Genomic DNA, 15,258 nt, shown 5'->3' with positions numbered 1-15,258 from the left:
TCATGGCCGAACTTGCAACCATCGCCCGTCCGTACGCAGAAGCGTTGTTTGGCGTGGCCGAAGCTGGTGACGTCGCCGCCTGGTCCACGTTCGTGCAGGAGCTGGCACAGGTTGCGCATCTGCCCGAAGTGCTGTCGATCGCCACGAGCCCGAAAGTAAGCCGCGCCCAGGTCAGCGATCTGCTGCTGGCCGCGGTCAAGTCGCCGCTCAAGGACAACGCGCAAGCGAAGAATCTGGTGCAAATGCTGGTGGACAACCACCGTCTGCCGTTGCTGCCGGAAATCGCCACGCAGTTCGAAGAGTTGAAGAACGCGCGCGAAGGAGCGGCTGATGCGTTGATCGTCAGCGCATTCCCGCTCGAAGGCGCGCAGCTGGATGAACTCGTCGCCAGTCTCGAACGCAAGTTCAAGCGCAAGCTGAAGCCGGTGGTCGAGGTCGACTCGTCGCTGATCGGCGGTGTGCGCGTGACAGTCGGCGATGAAGTGCTCGATACCTCGGTCCGCGCGCGGCTTGCCAGCATGCAAACGGCTCTGACGGCCTGAAGCGCCTAAGGCGCTGAAGCGGCTGGCACGCAACAGAATTGACTATCAGGAGCGAATAATGCAACTCAATCCCTCTGAGATCAGCGAGCTGATCAAGAGCCGGATCCAGGGCCTTGATGCGAGCGCAGACGTTCGCAACCAGGGCACCGTGATCTCCGTGACCGACGGTATCGTGCGTATTCACGGCCTGTCGGAAGTGATGCAGGGCGAAATGCTCGAATTCCCGGGCAACACCTACGGTCTCGCGCTGAACCTCGAGCGCGACTCGGTCGGCGCCGTGATTCTGGGTGAATACGAACACATTTCGGAAGGCGACATCGTCAAGACGACGGGCCGCATTCTCGAAGTGCCGGTGGGTCCGGAACTGCTCGGCCGCGTGGTCGATGCACTCGGCAACCCGATCGACGGCAAAGGCCCGATCAACGCGAAGAAGACCGACGCAATCGAAAAGATTGCCCCAGGCGTGATCTGGCGTAAGTCGGTGTCGGAGCCGGTCCAGACCGGCCTGAAGTCGATCGACGCCATGGTGCCGGTTGGCCGTGGCCAGCGCGAGCTGATCATTGGCGACCGCCAGTGCGGCAAGACGGCTGTGGCAGTCGACGCGATCATCAACCAGAAGGGCAAGAACCTCTTCTGTATCTACGTCGCGATCGGCCAGAAGGCTTCGTCGATCATGAACGTGGTCCGCAAGCTCGAAGAAACCGGCGCGCTGGAATACACCATCGTGGTCGCTGCTTCGGCTTCGGAATCGGCTGCGATGCAATACCTCGCACCGTACGCCGGCTGCTCGATGGGCGAATACTTCCGCGACCGCGGTCAGGACGCGCTGATCGTTTATGACGACTTGACCAAGCAAGCCTGGGCATACCGTCAGATCTCGCTGCTGCTGCGCCGTCCGCCGGGCCGCGAAGCTTACCCGGGTGACGTGTTCTATCTGCACTCGCGTCTGCTCGAACGTGCGGCTCGCGTCTCGGAAGAGTACGTCGAGAAGTTCACGAACGGTGAAGTGAAGGGCAAGAGCGGTTCGCTGACAGCACTGCCGGTCATTGAAACGCAGGCAGGCGACGTTACCGCCTTCGTTCCGACGAACGTGATCTCGATTACCGACGGCCAGATCTTCCTGGAAACCGACCTCTTCAACGCAGGTATCCGCCCGGCAATTAACGCCGGCGTGTCGGTGTCGCGTGTGGGCGGTGCGGCTCAGACGAAGGTCGTGAAGAAGCTGTCGGGCGGTATCCGTACCGACCTGGCGCAGTATCGTGAGCTGGCTGCGTTCGCGCAGTTCGCGTCGGACCTCGACGAAGCCACCCGCAAGCAGCTGGAACGCGGCCGCCGCGTGACGGAACTGCTCAAGCAGCCGCAGTATCAGCCGCTGCAGGTGTGGGAACTGGCAATCGCGCTGTTCGCTGCTAACAACGGTTACCTCGACGATCTGGAAGTCGCGCAAGTGCTGCCGTTCGAAAAGGGCCTGCGTGATTACCTGAAGTCGAAGCACGCTGACCTGATCAAGCGCATCGAAGACACCAAGGAACTCTCGAAGGACGACGAAGGCCTGCTGCATACGGCCGTCAAAGACTTCAAGAAGTCCGGCGCTTATTGATCCGCGAGTGACCCGCAAGGCATAAACGGACCTTGAAGCGGCGCGGGCCGCATGTGAATGCCCCCGCGCTGCTTCGATCGCTTTGCATGGGACCCGGGTAACGCTAAAGCGCTGACTCGGGCCGAAGCTTTGCATGGGACCCGAGTAACCGCTAAAGCGGTAACTCGGGCCGACAAAGGAGCAAGCAATGGCTGGAATGAAGGAAATTCGCGGCAAGATCAAGAGCGTGCAAAACACGCGCAAGATCACGAAAGCGATGGAGATGGTGGCCGCATCGAAGATGCGCCGCGCTCAGGAGCGCATGCGCGCTGCTCGCCCGTACGCCGACAAGGTCCGCGACATCGCTGCGCACATGAGCCGTTCGAACCCCGAGTATCGTCACCCGTTCATGGTGTCGAACGACGGCGCGAAGACGGCCGGCATGATCCTCGTCACGACCGACAAGGGTTTGTGTGGCGGTATGAACACGAACGTGCTGCGCGCCGCACTGCAGAAGTTCAAGGAACTGGAAGGCCAGGGCAAGACGATCGAAGCAACGGCGATCGGCGGCAAGGGCCTCGGTTTTCTGAACCGCCTGCGTGCGAAGGTCGCGTCGAACGTGGTGGCGCTGGGCGACACGCCGCACCTCGAGAAGCTGATCGGCGCGGTGAAGGTGCAGCTCGACATGTACTCGGAAGGCAAGATCTCGGCGGTGTACCTGGCGTACACGCGCTTCGTCAATACGATGAAGCAGGAAGCCGTGATCGAGCAACTGCTGCCGCTGTCGGCAGACCAGTTCGAGCGCAAGGAAGACGAGGGCACGACGCCGAACACGTCGTGGGACTACATCTACGAGCCGGACGCACAGGCGGTGGTGGACGAGTTGCTCGTGCGTTATGTGGAAGCGCTGGTCTATCAGGCCGTCGCGGAAAACATGGCGTCGGAGCAGTCGGCACGGATGGTCGCAATGAAGGCCGCTTCGGACAACGCGAAGACGGTCATCAACGAACTGCAGCTCGTGTACAACAAGAGCCGTCAGGCAGCGATCACGAAAGAACTGTCGGAAATCGTCGGCGGCGCTGCGGCGGTCTGACCATCACGGTCAGGCGCGCCTCAGGGCGAGCGCTACAAACTGCGCCTTTGCGCGAGTGAAGAATTGAGTATCTAAAGGAAAAGCGATGAGTACTACTGCTTTGGTAGAAGGCAAGATCGTACAGTGCATCGGCGCGGTGATCGACGTGGAATTCCCGCGTGACCACATGCCGAAGATTTACGACGCGCTCATTCTCGACGGTTCGGAACTGACTCTCGAAGTCCAGCAGCAGCTGGGTGACGGCGTCGTTCGTACCATCTGTCTGGGTGCATCCGACGGCCTGCGCCGCGGTACGACGGTGAAGAACACGGGCAAGCCGATCAGCGTGCCGGTCGGCAAGCCGACCCTCGGCCGGATCATGGACGTGCTGGGCCGTCCGATCGACGAAGCCGGTCCGATCAACTCGGACGTGACGCGCGGTATTCACCAGAAGGCTCCGGCGTTCGAAGAACTGTCGCCGTCCACGGAACTGCTCGAAACAGGCATCAAGGTTATCGACCTGATCTGCCCGTTCGCCAAGGGCGGTAAGGTGGGTCTGTTCGGTGGCGCCGGTGTGGGCAAGACCGTGAACATGATGGAACTGATCAACAACATCGCCAAGGAACACGGTGGTTACTCCGTGTTCGCCGGTGTTGGCGAGCGTACCCGCGAAGGGAACGACTTCTATCATGAAATGAAGGACTCGAACGTTCTCGACAAGGTCGCGCTGGTGTACGGCCAGATGAACGAGCCGCCGGGCAACCGTCTGCGCGTCGCGCTGACGGGTCTGACGATGGCTGAGCATTTCCGTGACGAAGGTCTGGACGTGCTGTTCTTCGTCGACAACATCTACCGTTTCACGCTGGCCGGTACCGAAGTGTCGGCACTGCTCGGCCGTATGCCGTCGGCAGTGGGCTATCAGCCGACGCTGGCTGAAGAAATGGGCAAGCTGCAAGAACGTATTACGTCGACCAAGACTGGCTCGATCACGTCGGTGCAGGCCGTGTACGTCCCTGCGGATGACTTGACCGACCCGTCGCCGGCTACGACCTTCGGCCACCTTGACGCAACCGTCGTGTTGTCGCGTGACATCGCTTCGCTGGGTATCTACCCGGCAGTCGACCCGCTCGATTCGACCTCGCGTCAGATCGACCCGAACGTGATCGGCGAAGAGCACTACTCGATCACGCGCGGCGTGCAGCAAACGCTGCAGCGCTACAAGGAACTGCGCGACATTATCGCGATTCTGGGCATGGACGAACTGGCGCCGGAAGACAAGCTCGCCGTGGCGCGCGCTCGTAAGATCCAGCGTTTCCTGTCGCAGCCGTTCCACGTCGCTGAAGTGTTCACGGGCTCGCCGGGCAAGTACGTGCCGCTGAAGGAAACGATCCGCGGCTTCAAGATGATCGTGGGCGGTGAGTGCGATCATCTGCCGGAGCAGGCGTTCTACATGGTCGGCACGATCGACGAAGCCTTCGAAAAGGCCAAGAAGATCCAGTAACGGTCGGGTGTAACGAAGCGGGCGCCGGTTTGCCCGCAAGCACTACCTTCAGGGTAGCTTTTGCGAAACCGGCGCCTCGTAATACGCTCAACCCGCCTTGCATGGGACGAGAGCGAGCGCCAAGGCGCTACCCTCGTCGAGCTTTGCATGGGACCGAAGTAAGCGCTAAGGCGCTAACTTTGGTCGGCACAGGAGTCGATATGGCAACCATTAAAGTAGACGTCGTCAGCGCGGAAGAGGAAATCTTCTCGGGCCAGGCGAAATTCGTGGCGCTGCCTGGCGAAGCGGGCGAACTCGGCATTCTGCCGGGCCACACGCCGCTTATCACGCGGATTCGTCCGGGTGCGGTGCGCATCGAAGCTGAAAACGGCGAAGAAGAGTTTGTGTTCGTCGCCGGCGGCATTCTTGAGATTCAACCGGGTGCTGTGACGGTTCTGGCCGACACCGCTATCCGCGGCAAGGATCTTGACGAAGCCAAGGCCGAAGACGCGCGCAAGCGTGCAGAAGAAGCGCTGCAAAACACGGGCTCGAACCTCGAATACGCGACCGCTCAGGCGGAGCTCGCGTATGCGACGGCGCAGCTCGCTGCGATCCAGCGTCTGCGCAAGTTGCGCGGTCAGAATTAAGCGAGTCGCAAGCGCATTAAGGAAAGCAGCCGAGAGGCTGCTTTTTTTTCGACTGCGATTGACGTTTACGGCAAGGGAAGCGAGCTCAGGCTCGTGACTCGACGAGCTTGCCTGCGGGTAACACTTGATGCCGCGCGGACATACCCCGGTGGCACAATCGGCAGCAACAATTCGCAGAAATCGCAGAAACACCGCCAGGCCGTCGGAAGATTTCCCGACCCTCTCGGGCCCGCGTGCAGCGGCAATCCTGATGGGGGTGCATAACAGAGCGAGCATCCGTTCACGGAGACAACGCCATGGCAACGCAAGCGTCAGGTCGAGCCGCACTCATCAAGCCAATGAACGGGCTCTCCTACGTCCGTGGTTCGACCGATATCCCGCTGAGCGACGCGACGGTCGGACGATTCCTGCGCGACACGGCGCGCCGCTTCGGCGGCCGACCTGCCGTGGTGTTCCGCGAGCAGGGCATCCGCTGGACGTGGGCGGTTTTCGCGCAAGAGGTCGACGTGCTCGCGGCCGGTTTGCTCGCATTGGGCATCGGCAAAGGCGACCGTGTCGGCATCTGGTCGCCGAACCGGGTCGAGTGGTTACTCACGCAATTCGCGACGGCGCGCATCGGGGCCGTACTGGTCAATATCAATCCCGCATACCGGCTGGCCGAACTCGAGTACGCGCTAAACAAGGTCGGATGCAAGGCCATCATCGCCGCAGAACGTTTCAAGTCGTCGATGTATCTGCAGATGCTGCAGGAACTGGCGCCCGAACTTGCCACGCACGCTCCCGGCAATCTGCGTGCGGTGCGTTTGCCGGAGTTGCGTGTCGTGATCCGCATGTGCGACCAGGGGACGCCGGGCATGCTGAGTTTCTCCGACGTGATCGAGCAGGGCCGCGCCACGCTCGACTCCGTAAAACTGGATGCGATCGATGCCACGTTGTCCGCGGACGATCCAATCAACATCCAGTTCACCAGCGGCACGACCGGCAACCCGAAGGGCGCTACGCTCACGCACCGCAACGTCGTCAACAACGCACGCTATATTGCAATGGCGATGGAGCTCTCGGAAGAGGACGGCCTTTGCATTCCCGTGCCGCTCTATCACTGCTTCGGCATGGTGCTGGCGGTGCTGGCCTGCGTGTCGGTCGGCGCGAACATGGTCTTTCCCGGCGAAGCCTTCGATCCGGCTGCGACACTCGCAGCCGTCGCCGAAGAAAGATGCACGGCGTTGCATGGCGTTCCCACCATGTTCATCGCAGAACTGGATCATCCAGAGTTCGCGCGTTTTGATCTTACGCGTTTGCGTACCGGCATCATGGCCGGCTCGCCATGCCCGATCGAGACCATGAAGAAGGTCGTGTCGAAGATGCATCTGGCCGAAATCACGATCGCCTACGGCATGACGGAAACCAGCCCGGTTTCTTTCCAGAGTTCGACGATTGATCCGCTGGACAAGCGGACCTCGACGGTGGGGCGTATCCAGCCGCATCTCGAAGTCAAGATCATCGACGCGCTGGGTAACGTCGTTCCGGTCGGCGAAACCGGCGAGCTATGTACAAAGGGCTACTCGGTGATGCAGGGCTACTGGGGCGAGGAGGCGAAGACGCACGAAAGCATCGTCGACGGCTGGATGCACACCGGCGATCTGGCGACGCTCGACGCCGACGGTTACTGCAATATCGTCGGCCGCCTCAAGGACATGCTGATTCGCGGCGGCGAGAACATCTACCCACGCGAGATCGAAGAGTTTCTGTTCCGCCATCCGAAGATCCAGAGCGTTCAGGTGTTTGGCGTCCCGGACGCGAAGTACGGGGAAGAAGTGTGCGCGTGGATCGTGCTGCGCGCCGGAGAACAGGCGAGCGCCGAGGAAGTGCAGGAGTTTTGCCGTGGCCAGATAGCCCACTACAAGGTGCCGAAATACATCCGCTTCGTCGATGAGCTGCCGATGACGGTCACCGGCAAGATACAGAAATTCGTGATGCGCGAACGGATGATCGAGGAGTTGAAGATCCGGGAAGACAAGACCGCCTGAAACGACAACGGCGGCGCCACGCGTTGTCGTGGGGCCGCCGTGTTTGAGGGGGGGAGGCGCAACCGTTCGCGAAACCTGACTAGCAGCAGCCCGGGCAGAGCTCACCAGAGCAGCGCGCAAACGTTTGGCTAAACAAAAAAAAAGCGGGCCTGGAGCCCGCTAAAAACCACACGCTACGGGGTTAGCGCGAGGAGACCATTGGAGGAACCGACTGGGTGGACGCTCTACGCATCGACCACGGCCCCAGCAGGGATGCCCCTTTCCAGGGCTTCGGCGTGACGCCGACCGGCAAGTGCATCGTATCCGCTCACACCACGCACCCAGCCACATCCGTGTTGAAACCGTTGAAAAGCATTGTGGGCGAATAAGTCCGGTATGACGGTAACAAAGTGTTTCAGGTTGTAACGCCCGCCAGATAAGGCTTCGCGGGTCTTATTGCCATTGAAAGCTGTTTAAAACGTAATTTCTACCGATGCCTTTGACCATCATTACTCGGGTTCAATTGATGCTTCCGCGGCGCTCCGTGCAGCGCAACTGATTCAGACTTCACCGCATGAAACCACCGCCGGGGTCGCGCCACGCCCGCCGGATAGCGGCCAGATGGCCGATTCGGCGCCATTAACCTTGGCGCCCGCGTGATGAAAGCACCTGTAACGCTGCGGCGCACGCTCAAATCCGGCCGGCTCGTTGCGCGGGTCGGACCGCGCAGCCGAGGGTGTCAATCGCGCAATTCCCTATCGACTTACGTGCAGATACGCGGTTACAGGATTGTGTCGATGCGCGCCGCTTATTGGACCGCGCTACTTCAACCACTTATCGGAGATTGCCTGGTATTCGCCGCTAGCTTGCGCCAGATGCAACCATTGGTCGACATATTGCTGGAACACCACGTCGCCGCGCGGCAGCAACCAAGCCTTTTCTCCGTACTGGAACGGCTTGTCAGGGTGAACAGAGCACAGGCCAGGGTTGAGTTTCTGTTGCAGCAACGTTTCCGACGCGTCAGTCACCATCACATCCGCCTTGCCGGCGAGGATCTGTTTGAAGATCGTCACGTTGTCTGGATACACGGTAAGGTTCGCGTGCGGGAAAAACTGCCTCGCGAAGCGCTCGTTTGTACCACCGGGGTTGACGATGACGCGGGTCGTGGGTTGATCGATCTCGGCGACGGTCTGATATTTGTTCACGTCATCGCAGCGCACGATCGGCGTCTTGCCGTCGACCATATACGGCCGGGTGAAAAACGCGCGCTTTTGCCGTTCGAGCGATGGCGAGACGCCACCGACAGCGATATCGCACTTCGCCACAAAGTCGTTCATCAGGTTGGACCACGACGTTTTGATGTACTCAGCCTTCACACCCAGCGATTTCGCGAGCGATTCGGTCATGTCGATGTCGATTCCTTCGAACTGCCCGTCGCCCTTGTAGAAGGAGTACGGCCGGTAGTCGCCGGTCGTGCAGGCGCGCAGCGTACCGCGCGCGAGAATCTCGTCGAGGCGCGAGGGTGCTGTGGACGCACCGTTGCCGCCAGCCGTCGCGGCCGAGCCCGCCGCGCTCTGCGCGTTCGCCGTCCCGGCCGCACCAGCGAGCAACGCCAAAGCCAGAATCCATGCTGCCTTTCTCATCGGATCTCCTCGAATCCCGTCATTGCCACATAAGGCCGCTGATCATAGCCCGCCAGTCCGCCCTTGAACATTAGCCGGACGGCCGGCCGCGGGACAACGCCATAGCGGACCGTTATTGCCCCGATCAACGAAGATGCGGGATCGGTCCCGCTGCGTCCGGTAAAATGCCCCTTTGCCTTCAGTCGTACGCAACGTGGCCCATAACCTTCTCAACGACACCTTCCTGCGCGCGCTGCTGCGTCAGCCGACCGACTACACGCCGATCTGGCTGATGCGTCAGGCCGGCCGGTACCTGCCGGAATACAACGCGACGCGCGCTCGTGCAGGTAGTTTTCTTGGCCTCGCGAAGAGCCCGGCGTACGCGACTGAGGTGACGCTGCAGCCACTCGAGCGCTATCCGCTCGACGCGGCCATCCTGTTCTCCGACATTCTCACGGTGCCTGACGCCATGGGCCTGGGGCTGGAGTTCGTGGCCGGCGAAGGTCCCAGCTTTGCGCATCCTGTGCGCACTGAGGCCGACGTCGCGCGCCTCGCCGTGCCGGATATCGGCGCCACGCTGCGCTACGTGACCGACGCGGTGAGCGAAATCCGCAAGGCGCTGACGGATGCGCAAGGCCGTCAGCGCGTGCCGCTGATCGGCTTTTCCGGCAGCCCGTGGACGCTCGCCTGCTACATGGTGGAAGGCAGCGGCTCGGCCGACTTTCGCACAGTGAAATCCATGCTGTACGCCCGTCCAGATCTGATGCACCGGATTCTGGAGGTGAACGCCAGGTCCGTGGCCGCTTACCTGAACGCGCAGATCGAAGCCGGCGCGCAAGCGGTGATGATTTTCGACACCTGGGGCGGAGCATTGGCCGACGGCATCTACCAACGTTTCTCACTGCACTACATCGCGCAGGTCGTGAGCCAGCTCAAACGCGATCACGACGGCGAGAAAGTCCCGGTCATCACCTTCACGAAGGGCGGCGGCTTGTGGCTCGACGAGATTGCGGCCACCGGCGTCGACGCGGTTGGCCTCGACTGGACGGTGAATCTCGCCCGCGCCCGCGAGCGGGTCGGCGGTAGGGTGGCCCTGCAAGGCAATATCGATCCGTCGGTGCTGTTCGCGCCGCCCTCGGCGATTCGTATCGAAGCGCGCGCGGTACTCGACAGCTTCGGCAATCATCCCGGCCACGTCTTCAACCTTGGTCATGGCATTTCGCAGTTCACGCCGCCGGAAAACGTCGCCGAACTGGTCGATGAAGTCCATCGCCACAGCCGCGCGATTCGCGCTGCCGGAGCAGCGGGAGCCGCGCCAAACACGTGACAGATTTGTTGCGGTGCGGCGACGTGGGCTCTCGGACTAAGGGAAAAATAGTGTCAACTGGGCCGTCAGGCGGCGCTTCCGCAGTTGTCAAGACTTGACTTATACACATTCATCACGCTGCGGCGCGGTAGAGGGTTTAGTCGCGGCAATCTGCTTGCAAGTTGCGTGCGCATCCGATCAGGGCCTTGACTGGCAAGGGTTTCGTCGGATCAGGGAGAAGTGTGCGGTACCCCACACAACGTAGCAACGGCGCGGTTTTCGGGCCTTCCAGAGCGAGTTCTCAACAAAGTTATCCACAGGACATCCGGGCCAACACCAATTGTTCAGTAGATTCCAAAACTTAGCGCCGGAAGTGATGTTTTACTTTAACTTCTCCCGGTTCACTGACTCGTCGTCGGGCATCGGTCCGTTGACCGAAGTGCCTGCGCCGACCCAATTGCGATCCTGAATCCTACGTGAGCCCCGTTTTTGTCCGCGTCGCGCTCGATCATCCGTTGCCGACCTTGTTCGACTATCGCTGCGACGCCGCCGAGCCGCCGCTGCCGGGCACGCTCGTCAGCGTGCCGTTCGGCAGGCGCCAGGTGGTCGGGCTAGTCTGTGAAGTGACCACTCACAGTGATGTGCCGGCCGACAAACTGCGCGCCGTGGACAGCTTATGCGATGCCTGTCCGCCCTTGTCCGCCGAATGGCTGGCGCTTGCCGCCTTTGCCGCGGACTACTACCAGCGGGGCCTTGGCGAAGTCGCATTGCCGGCTTTGCCGCAGGCGTTGCGCGATCCGTCGCGCTGGGCGCGCCTGCTCGCGCCCCAGGAGCTGTACCGTTTGTTGCCGGCCGGCCGGGCAGCGCTGCCCGACGCGTTACCCGCGCGGGCGACTGCATTACGAAAACTGGCGCAGGCGCTCATCGACGCCGAGGCCGGTGCGCTACTTGTCGCCGACGCCCGCGCCGTCCATCCAAAAGCCGTAGCGACCCTCGAGGCGTGGCGAGCCGAAGGCTGGCTAGAACGGGAGGTGACCGAAGCGGCGGCACTGGCTTTGCTCGCGCCGTCGCCGGGCAGCGCGGCGCAGCGGGCCGCACCGCCGCTGCCCACCCTGACCGATGAGCAAGCCGCAGCCGTCGAAGCAGTTCGCGACGCCAACGGCTTCGCACCGTTCCTGTTGCACGGCGTGACCGGCAGCGGCAAGACTGAGGTGTATCTGCGCGCGCTTGCCGCGATTCTGGCGGCGCGGCCCGACGCCCAGGCGCTCGTTCTCGTGCCCGAAATCAATCTCACGCCGCAATTCGAAGCCGCGTTCCGCGCCCGCTTTGCGGCGCTCGAAGGCACCTCGATCGTCACGTTGCACAGCGGCCTCGCCGAGGGCGAACGGGCGCGCAACTGGTTCGCGGCACATAGCGGCCGTGCCCGGATCGTGCTCGGTACGCGGCTCGCCGTACTCGCCTCGCTGCCGAAGCTGGCGATCATCGTCGTCGACGAAGAGCATGACCCCGCCTACAAGCAGCAGGAAGGCTTGCGTTACTCGGCGCGCGATCTGGCCATCTGGCGTGCCAAGCAGCTGGATTTGCCGGTGGTACTCGGCTCCGCGACGCCCTCGCTGGAAAGCTGGTGGCAGGCCGACCAGGGACGCTACACGCGACTCACGCTGTCGCGGCGGGCGGTCGCCGAGGCGGTGTTGCCCACGGTCAAGCTGATCGATCTCGAAGAAGAACGGCGACGTGGCCGGGCGTCAGTGGAAGGCCTGTCCGGGCCGCTGGTCGCGGCGCTGAAGACCCGCCTCGAACGCGGCGAACAGAGCCTCGTATTTCTCAACCGCCGCGGCTACGCGCCACAACTGGCCTGCGACGCCTGCGGCTGGGTGGCGGGTTGTCCACGCTGTAGCGCCTACGTCGTGTTGCACAAGCCGGAGCGTGCGCTGCGTTGCCACCACTGCGGCTGGGAAGCACGCATTCCACGTTCGTGCCCTGACTGCGGCAACGTGGACATTGCGCCGCTCGGACGTGGCACGCAGCGCGTCGAAGAGACCCTGGCGAGCGCCGTGCCCGGGGCGCGCGTGCTGCGCATCGACGCCGACAGCACGCGCCGCAAAGGCAGCGCGCAGGCGCTGTTCTCCGACGTGCACGCGGGCGAGGTCGACATCCTGGTGGGCACGCAGATGATCGCCAAGGGGCACGACTTTCAACGCGTTTCGCTGGTGGGCGTGCTTAACGCCGATACGGCGCTGTTCTCGCACGACTTCCGCGCCGGCGAGCGCCTGTTCGCCCAGCTGATGCAGGTGAGCGGCCGCGCCGGCCGTGCAGGACTACCCGGCGAGGTGCTGGTGCAGACGCGCTATCCGCGGCACGCGCTGTATCACGCGCTGGGGCGGCACGACTACGTCGGCTTCGCCAATTCGACGCTGGCCGAACGCCGCGACGCCCATTTGCCGCCGTTTGTCTATCAGGCACTGTTGCGCGCCGAAGGCCGCACGCTCGAAGCGGCGCTCGCATTCCTCCAGCAAGCCGCCGCGGCGCTGGCGGAAATGCCCTCCGCCGAACGGGTGACGGTCTACGACGCCGTGCCGCTGACCATCGTCAAAGTCATGCACGTGCACCGCGCGCAACTGCTGATCGAGAGCGCTTCGCGCGGCGCGCTACAGGCCACGCTGCGCGCCTGGCAGCCGGTCTTGCGCAGCTTGAAGGGCGTGTTGCGCTGGAATCTCGAGGTCGACCCGCTCGATATCTGAGGCCGCCGTCGTCGGGCCTACCGGACCCGGCTGACGTGCAAATCCCTTTCAGTCATATTCATAGAGCGAAAGGTCGTTTCATTTCCGAAAGCCGCTCAACTATATTTCGCCAGAATCGGCGCAGTTTTAACAACAATCCCAACCTCTCCCGCGCCGACGCACCTCAACTCTCGGGGCTTTGCGATGAGCGATACCAATCACAGCCTGCCGGCGGGCGCAGCAGCAGCACCGGCCAGATCCGATTCCAACCGTGACAACGACGTCAAACATGGCGGCGGCCTGTTCGCGACCGAAGACTGGTGGGCCGTGTGGATCGGCCTGCTGGTGATCGTCGTCGCGTGGGGGTTCTTTGCCTCGGGTAGCAGCATCAAGTGGCTCGCGGTTGCGCCGGTCAAATGGACGGATCCGGCCCTGGCGGCTCAAGACCTGCTCAAACACCTGCCGAACTATGCCGCGCTGTTCGTCGTGTTCGCGGTGCTGTTTGGCGTCAGCCTTGCGGCTTTAAAGCAACGGCTCGCGTATTTTCTGCCGTCGTTCCTGGTCCTGTTCGTCGCCTCGATACTGATTTTCACGCTTGGCGCATGGGCCAGCGCTTCCAGGTACAACCTCGAACCGCCGCTGGTTGCGCTAGTGCTCGGTCTGGTGGTCTCGAATGTGTTCGGGTTGCCCGAGTGGTTCTCGGCCGGGTTGCGCGTCGAGTTTTACATCAAGGTGGGTATCGTGCTGCTCGGCGCGACGCTGCCGTTGACGTTGCTGGTGTGGGCCGGTCCGGTTGCGGTCGGACAGGCCAGCATCGTTTCGCTGGTGACGTTCTTCGTGATCTTCTTCGTCGCCAGGGCTTTCGGGCTCGACCGCCGCTTTGCCGCGGTGCTGGGCGTGGGCGGCGCGGTCTGCGGCGTTTCGGCGGCCATCGCCATTGCGGGCGCCGTGCGCGCCAAACGCGAACAGGCTTCGGTGGCGATCACGCTGGTGATCCTGTGGGCCATCGTGATGATCTTCGTGTTGCCGTTCGCCTCGCGCTCGCTTGGACTTTCGACGGCGGTCGGCGGCGCGTGGATCGGCACCTCTGAATTCGCGGACGCGGCCGGCATCGCCGCCGCCCAGGCTTATGGCGACCTGGCCAGGCAAGCTGGCGGCGCTATCGCCGGCGCGCCCGAAGCATCCGTGCAGGCGTTCACGCTGATGAAGGTGGTGGGGCGCGACATCTGGATCGGCATCTGGGCGTTCGTGCTGGCGTTCGTCGCCTCGACCCGTTGGGAGAGCCAGGAAAGTGGCGTCAAGTCGAAGGCAAACCCGGGCGAGATCTGGGCGCGCTTTCCGAAATTCGTGATTGGCTTTGTGATTGCGTCGGCGCTCGTGACGTGGATCGCGAGCCACTATTCGCTGGCGGACTACCGCAAGGTGGTGACTCCGGAGTTCGTTGCGCCGATTACCGCGCTGCGCACCTGGGCCTTCATCTTCTGCTTCCTGAGCATCGGGTTGACCACGCGGTTGCGCCTGCTGACCGCCACCGGCATCAAGCCGTTCCTCGCGTTCACGGCCGGCGTCGTCGTCAATGTCGCCATCGGCTACGCGCTGTCCGCGCACGTGTTCGCATCGTATTGGAATAGCTTGGGGCAGGGCTCGTGACGAGTCCTGCGGAGAAGCGGACCGAGACTGCGGCGCGCGCACTGCGTGCGCGCCGGCCGAGTTGTGCTGGTTGCCGGTACCGCGCCGACGATCGACACACGCTTGAGCAGAGCATCCCGGGCCTCGTGGTATTCAGTTCGGGGTTTGGGGCGAGCGTAGCGACGAGCCGGCTCTGCCGTCTGCACGACCAGCTGGTCTCGCCCGACGACTCCTGCAGCCAGTTCGCGCCAAACGCGTAAGGGGAAGGCTTATTTCCCGATCGCGCGGCGCGCGCTGTCGATCACTGCAAGCTCATCCTCTGCTTCGCGCGTGTCGGAGTACGTCGCGCCGCGGACGAACAGATATGCGCACGTTGCGCACATGCTCCAGATTGCTGCCAGTACCAGCCACTTTTCCATTTCGAACACCCCGTAACCCCGTTACGTGCGCTTGTGCGCATCATGTTCTGTATAACGGCCTGATTCTGCGTTTCGATAAGGGTCGCCAAAAAAGAATTTCGTAGGGGAAAGTACCGATCCGGCTCCGGGATCGCTCGCAGGTGCGCCAACTCCCGCAAACCCCGGTCGCACAAGGTTTTGACAATGGTGCAACCATGCCATCCGCGTGGTTGCACCTTTTTATTGGGAGGCGTACG

11 protein-coding genes are annotated in these 15,258 nt (G+C 62.5%); 9 read left to right on the top strand and 2 right to left on the bottom strand.

Features of this window, described 5'->3' with window-relative positions:
- The first annotated feature begins 2 nt into the window (after positions 1-2).
- The 6 genes from P3T24_RS17025 (at position 3) to P3T24_RS17000 (ending at position 7,347) form a co-directional block, all read left to right on the top strand.
- Positions 3-542 (top strand): F0F1 ATP synthase subunit delta, encoded by a 540-nt coding sequence (locus P3T24_RS17025; RefSeq protein ID WP_074262939.1) that lies wholly within the window; start codon positions 3-5, stop codon positions 540-542.
- Positions 543-600: 58 nt separating this feature from the next.
- On the top strand, positions 601-2,142 hold the full coding sequence (gene atpA / locus P3T24_RS17020) for a F0F1 ATP synthase subunit alpha (protein WP_429406593.1): 1,542 nt from the start codon (positions 601-603) through the stop codon (positions 2,140-2,142).
- Between the two features lie 187 nt (positions 2,143-2,329).
- Positions 2,330-3,214: a F0F1 ATP synthase subunit gamma gene (gene atpG / locus P3T24_RS17015; protein ID WP_074262937.1), complete on the top strand. Its 885-nt coding sequence runs from the start codon at positions 2,330-2,332 to the stop codon at positions 3,212-3,214.
- An 85-nt stretch (positions 3,215-3,299) separates the two neighbouring features.
- Positions 3,300-4,694, top strand: coding sequence for a F0F1 ATP synthase subunit beta (gene atpD / locus P3T24_RS17010; RefSeq protein ID WP_074262936.1), 1,395 nt, complete (start codon positions 3,300-3,302; stop codon positions 4,692-4,694).
- Positions 4,695-4,894: 200 nt separating this feature from the next.
- Entirely contained in the window at positions 4,895-5,320 is a 426-nt protein-coding gene (locus P3T24_RS17005) for a F0F1 ATP synthase subunit epsilon (RefSeq protein ID WP_074262935.1), read from the top strand.
- A 296-nt stretch (positions 5,321-5,616) separates the two neighbouring features.
- Positions 5,617-7,347: an AMP-binding protein gene (locus P3T24_RS17000; protein ID WP_429406590.1), complete on the top strand. Its 1,731-nt coding sequence runs from the start codon at positions 5,617-5,619 to the stop codon at positions 7,345-7,347.
- 800 nt (positions 7,348-8,147) lie between these two features.
- Here the strand turns inward: P3T24_RS17000 and P3T24_RS16995 are convergent.
- Entirely contained in the window at positions 8,148-8,969 is an 822-nt protein-coding gene (locus P3T24_RS16995; protein WP_429436293.1) for a transporter substrate-binding domain-containing protein, read from the bottom strand.
- Positions 8,970-9,162: 193 nt separating this feature from the next.
- Here P3T24_RS16995 and hemE point away from each other — a divergent pair, with 193 nt between their 5' ends.
- From hemE to P3T24_RS16980, 3 genes are all read left to right on the top strand, one after another.
- A complete protein-coding gene (gene hemE / locus P3T24_RS16990) occupies positions 9,163-10,275 on the top strand; it encodes a uroporphyrinogen decarboxylase (protein WP_429287709.1) in 1,113 nt (370 codons plus the stop codon).
- A 455-nt stretch (positions 10,276-10,730) separates the two neighbouring features.
- Positions 10,731-12,995: a primosomal protein N' gene (locus tag P3T24_RS16985; protein ID WP_429436290.1), complete on the top strand. Its 2,265-nt coding sequence runs from the start codon at positions 10,731-10,733 to the stop codon at positions 12,993-12,995.
- A gap of 183 nt (positions 12,996-13,178) precedes the next feature.
- The gene (locus P3T24_RS16980) at positions 13,179-14,624 is read left to right on the top strand and encodes a YeiH family protein (protein ID WP_429436288.1); all 1,446 of its coding nucleotides are present in this window, start codon (positions 13,179-13,181) and stop codon (positions 14,622-14,624) included.
- A 248-nt stretch (positions 14,625-14,872) separates the two neighbouring features.
- On the opposite strand, the gene P3T24_RS16975 is transcribed toward P3T24_RS16980, so the two are convergent.
- Positions 14,873-15,022 (bottom strand): hypothetical protein, encoded by a 150-nt coding sequence (locus P3T24_RS16975; RefSeq protein ID WP_166660776.1) that lies wholly within the window; start codon positions 15,020-15,022, stop codon positions 14,873-14,875.
- Positions 15,023-15,258 lie beyond the last annotated feature (236 nt).

Origin of the sequence: Paraburkholderia sp. GAS33 (assembly GCF_050436645.1) — a bacterium.
In the GTDB taxonomy this organism is placed as follows: Bacteria; Pseudomonadota; Gammaproteobacteria; order Burkholderiales; family Burkholderiaceae; genus Paraburkholderia; species Paraburkholderia phenazinium_B.
Note: the sequence above shows the minus strand (reverse complement) of the source record. Positions and strands in the feature narration are given on the sequence as shown.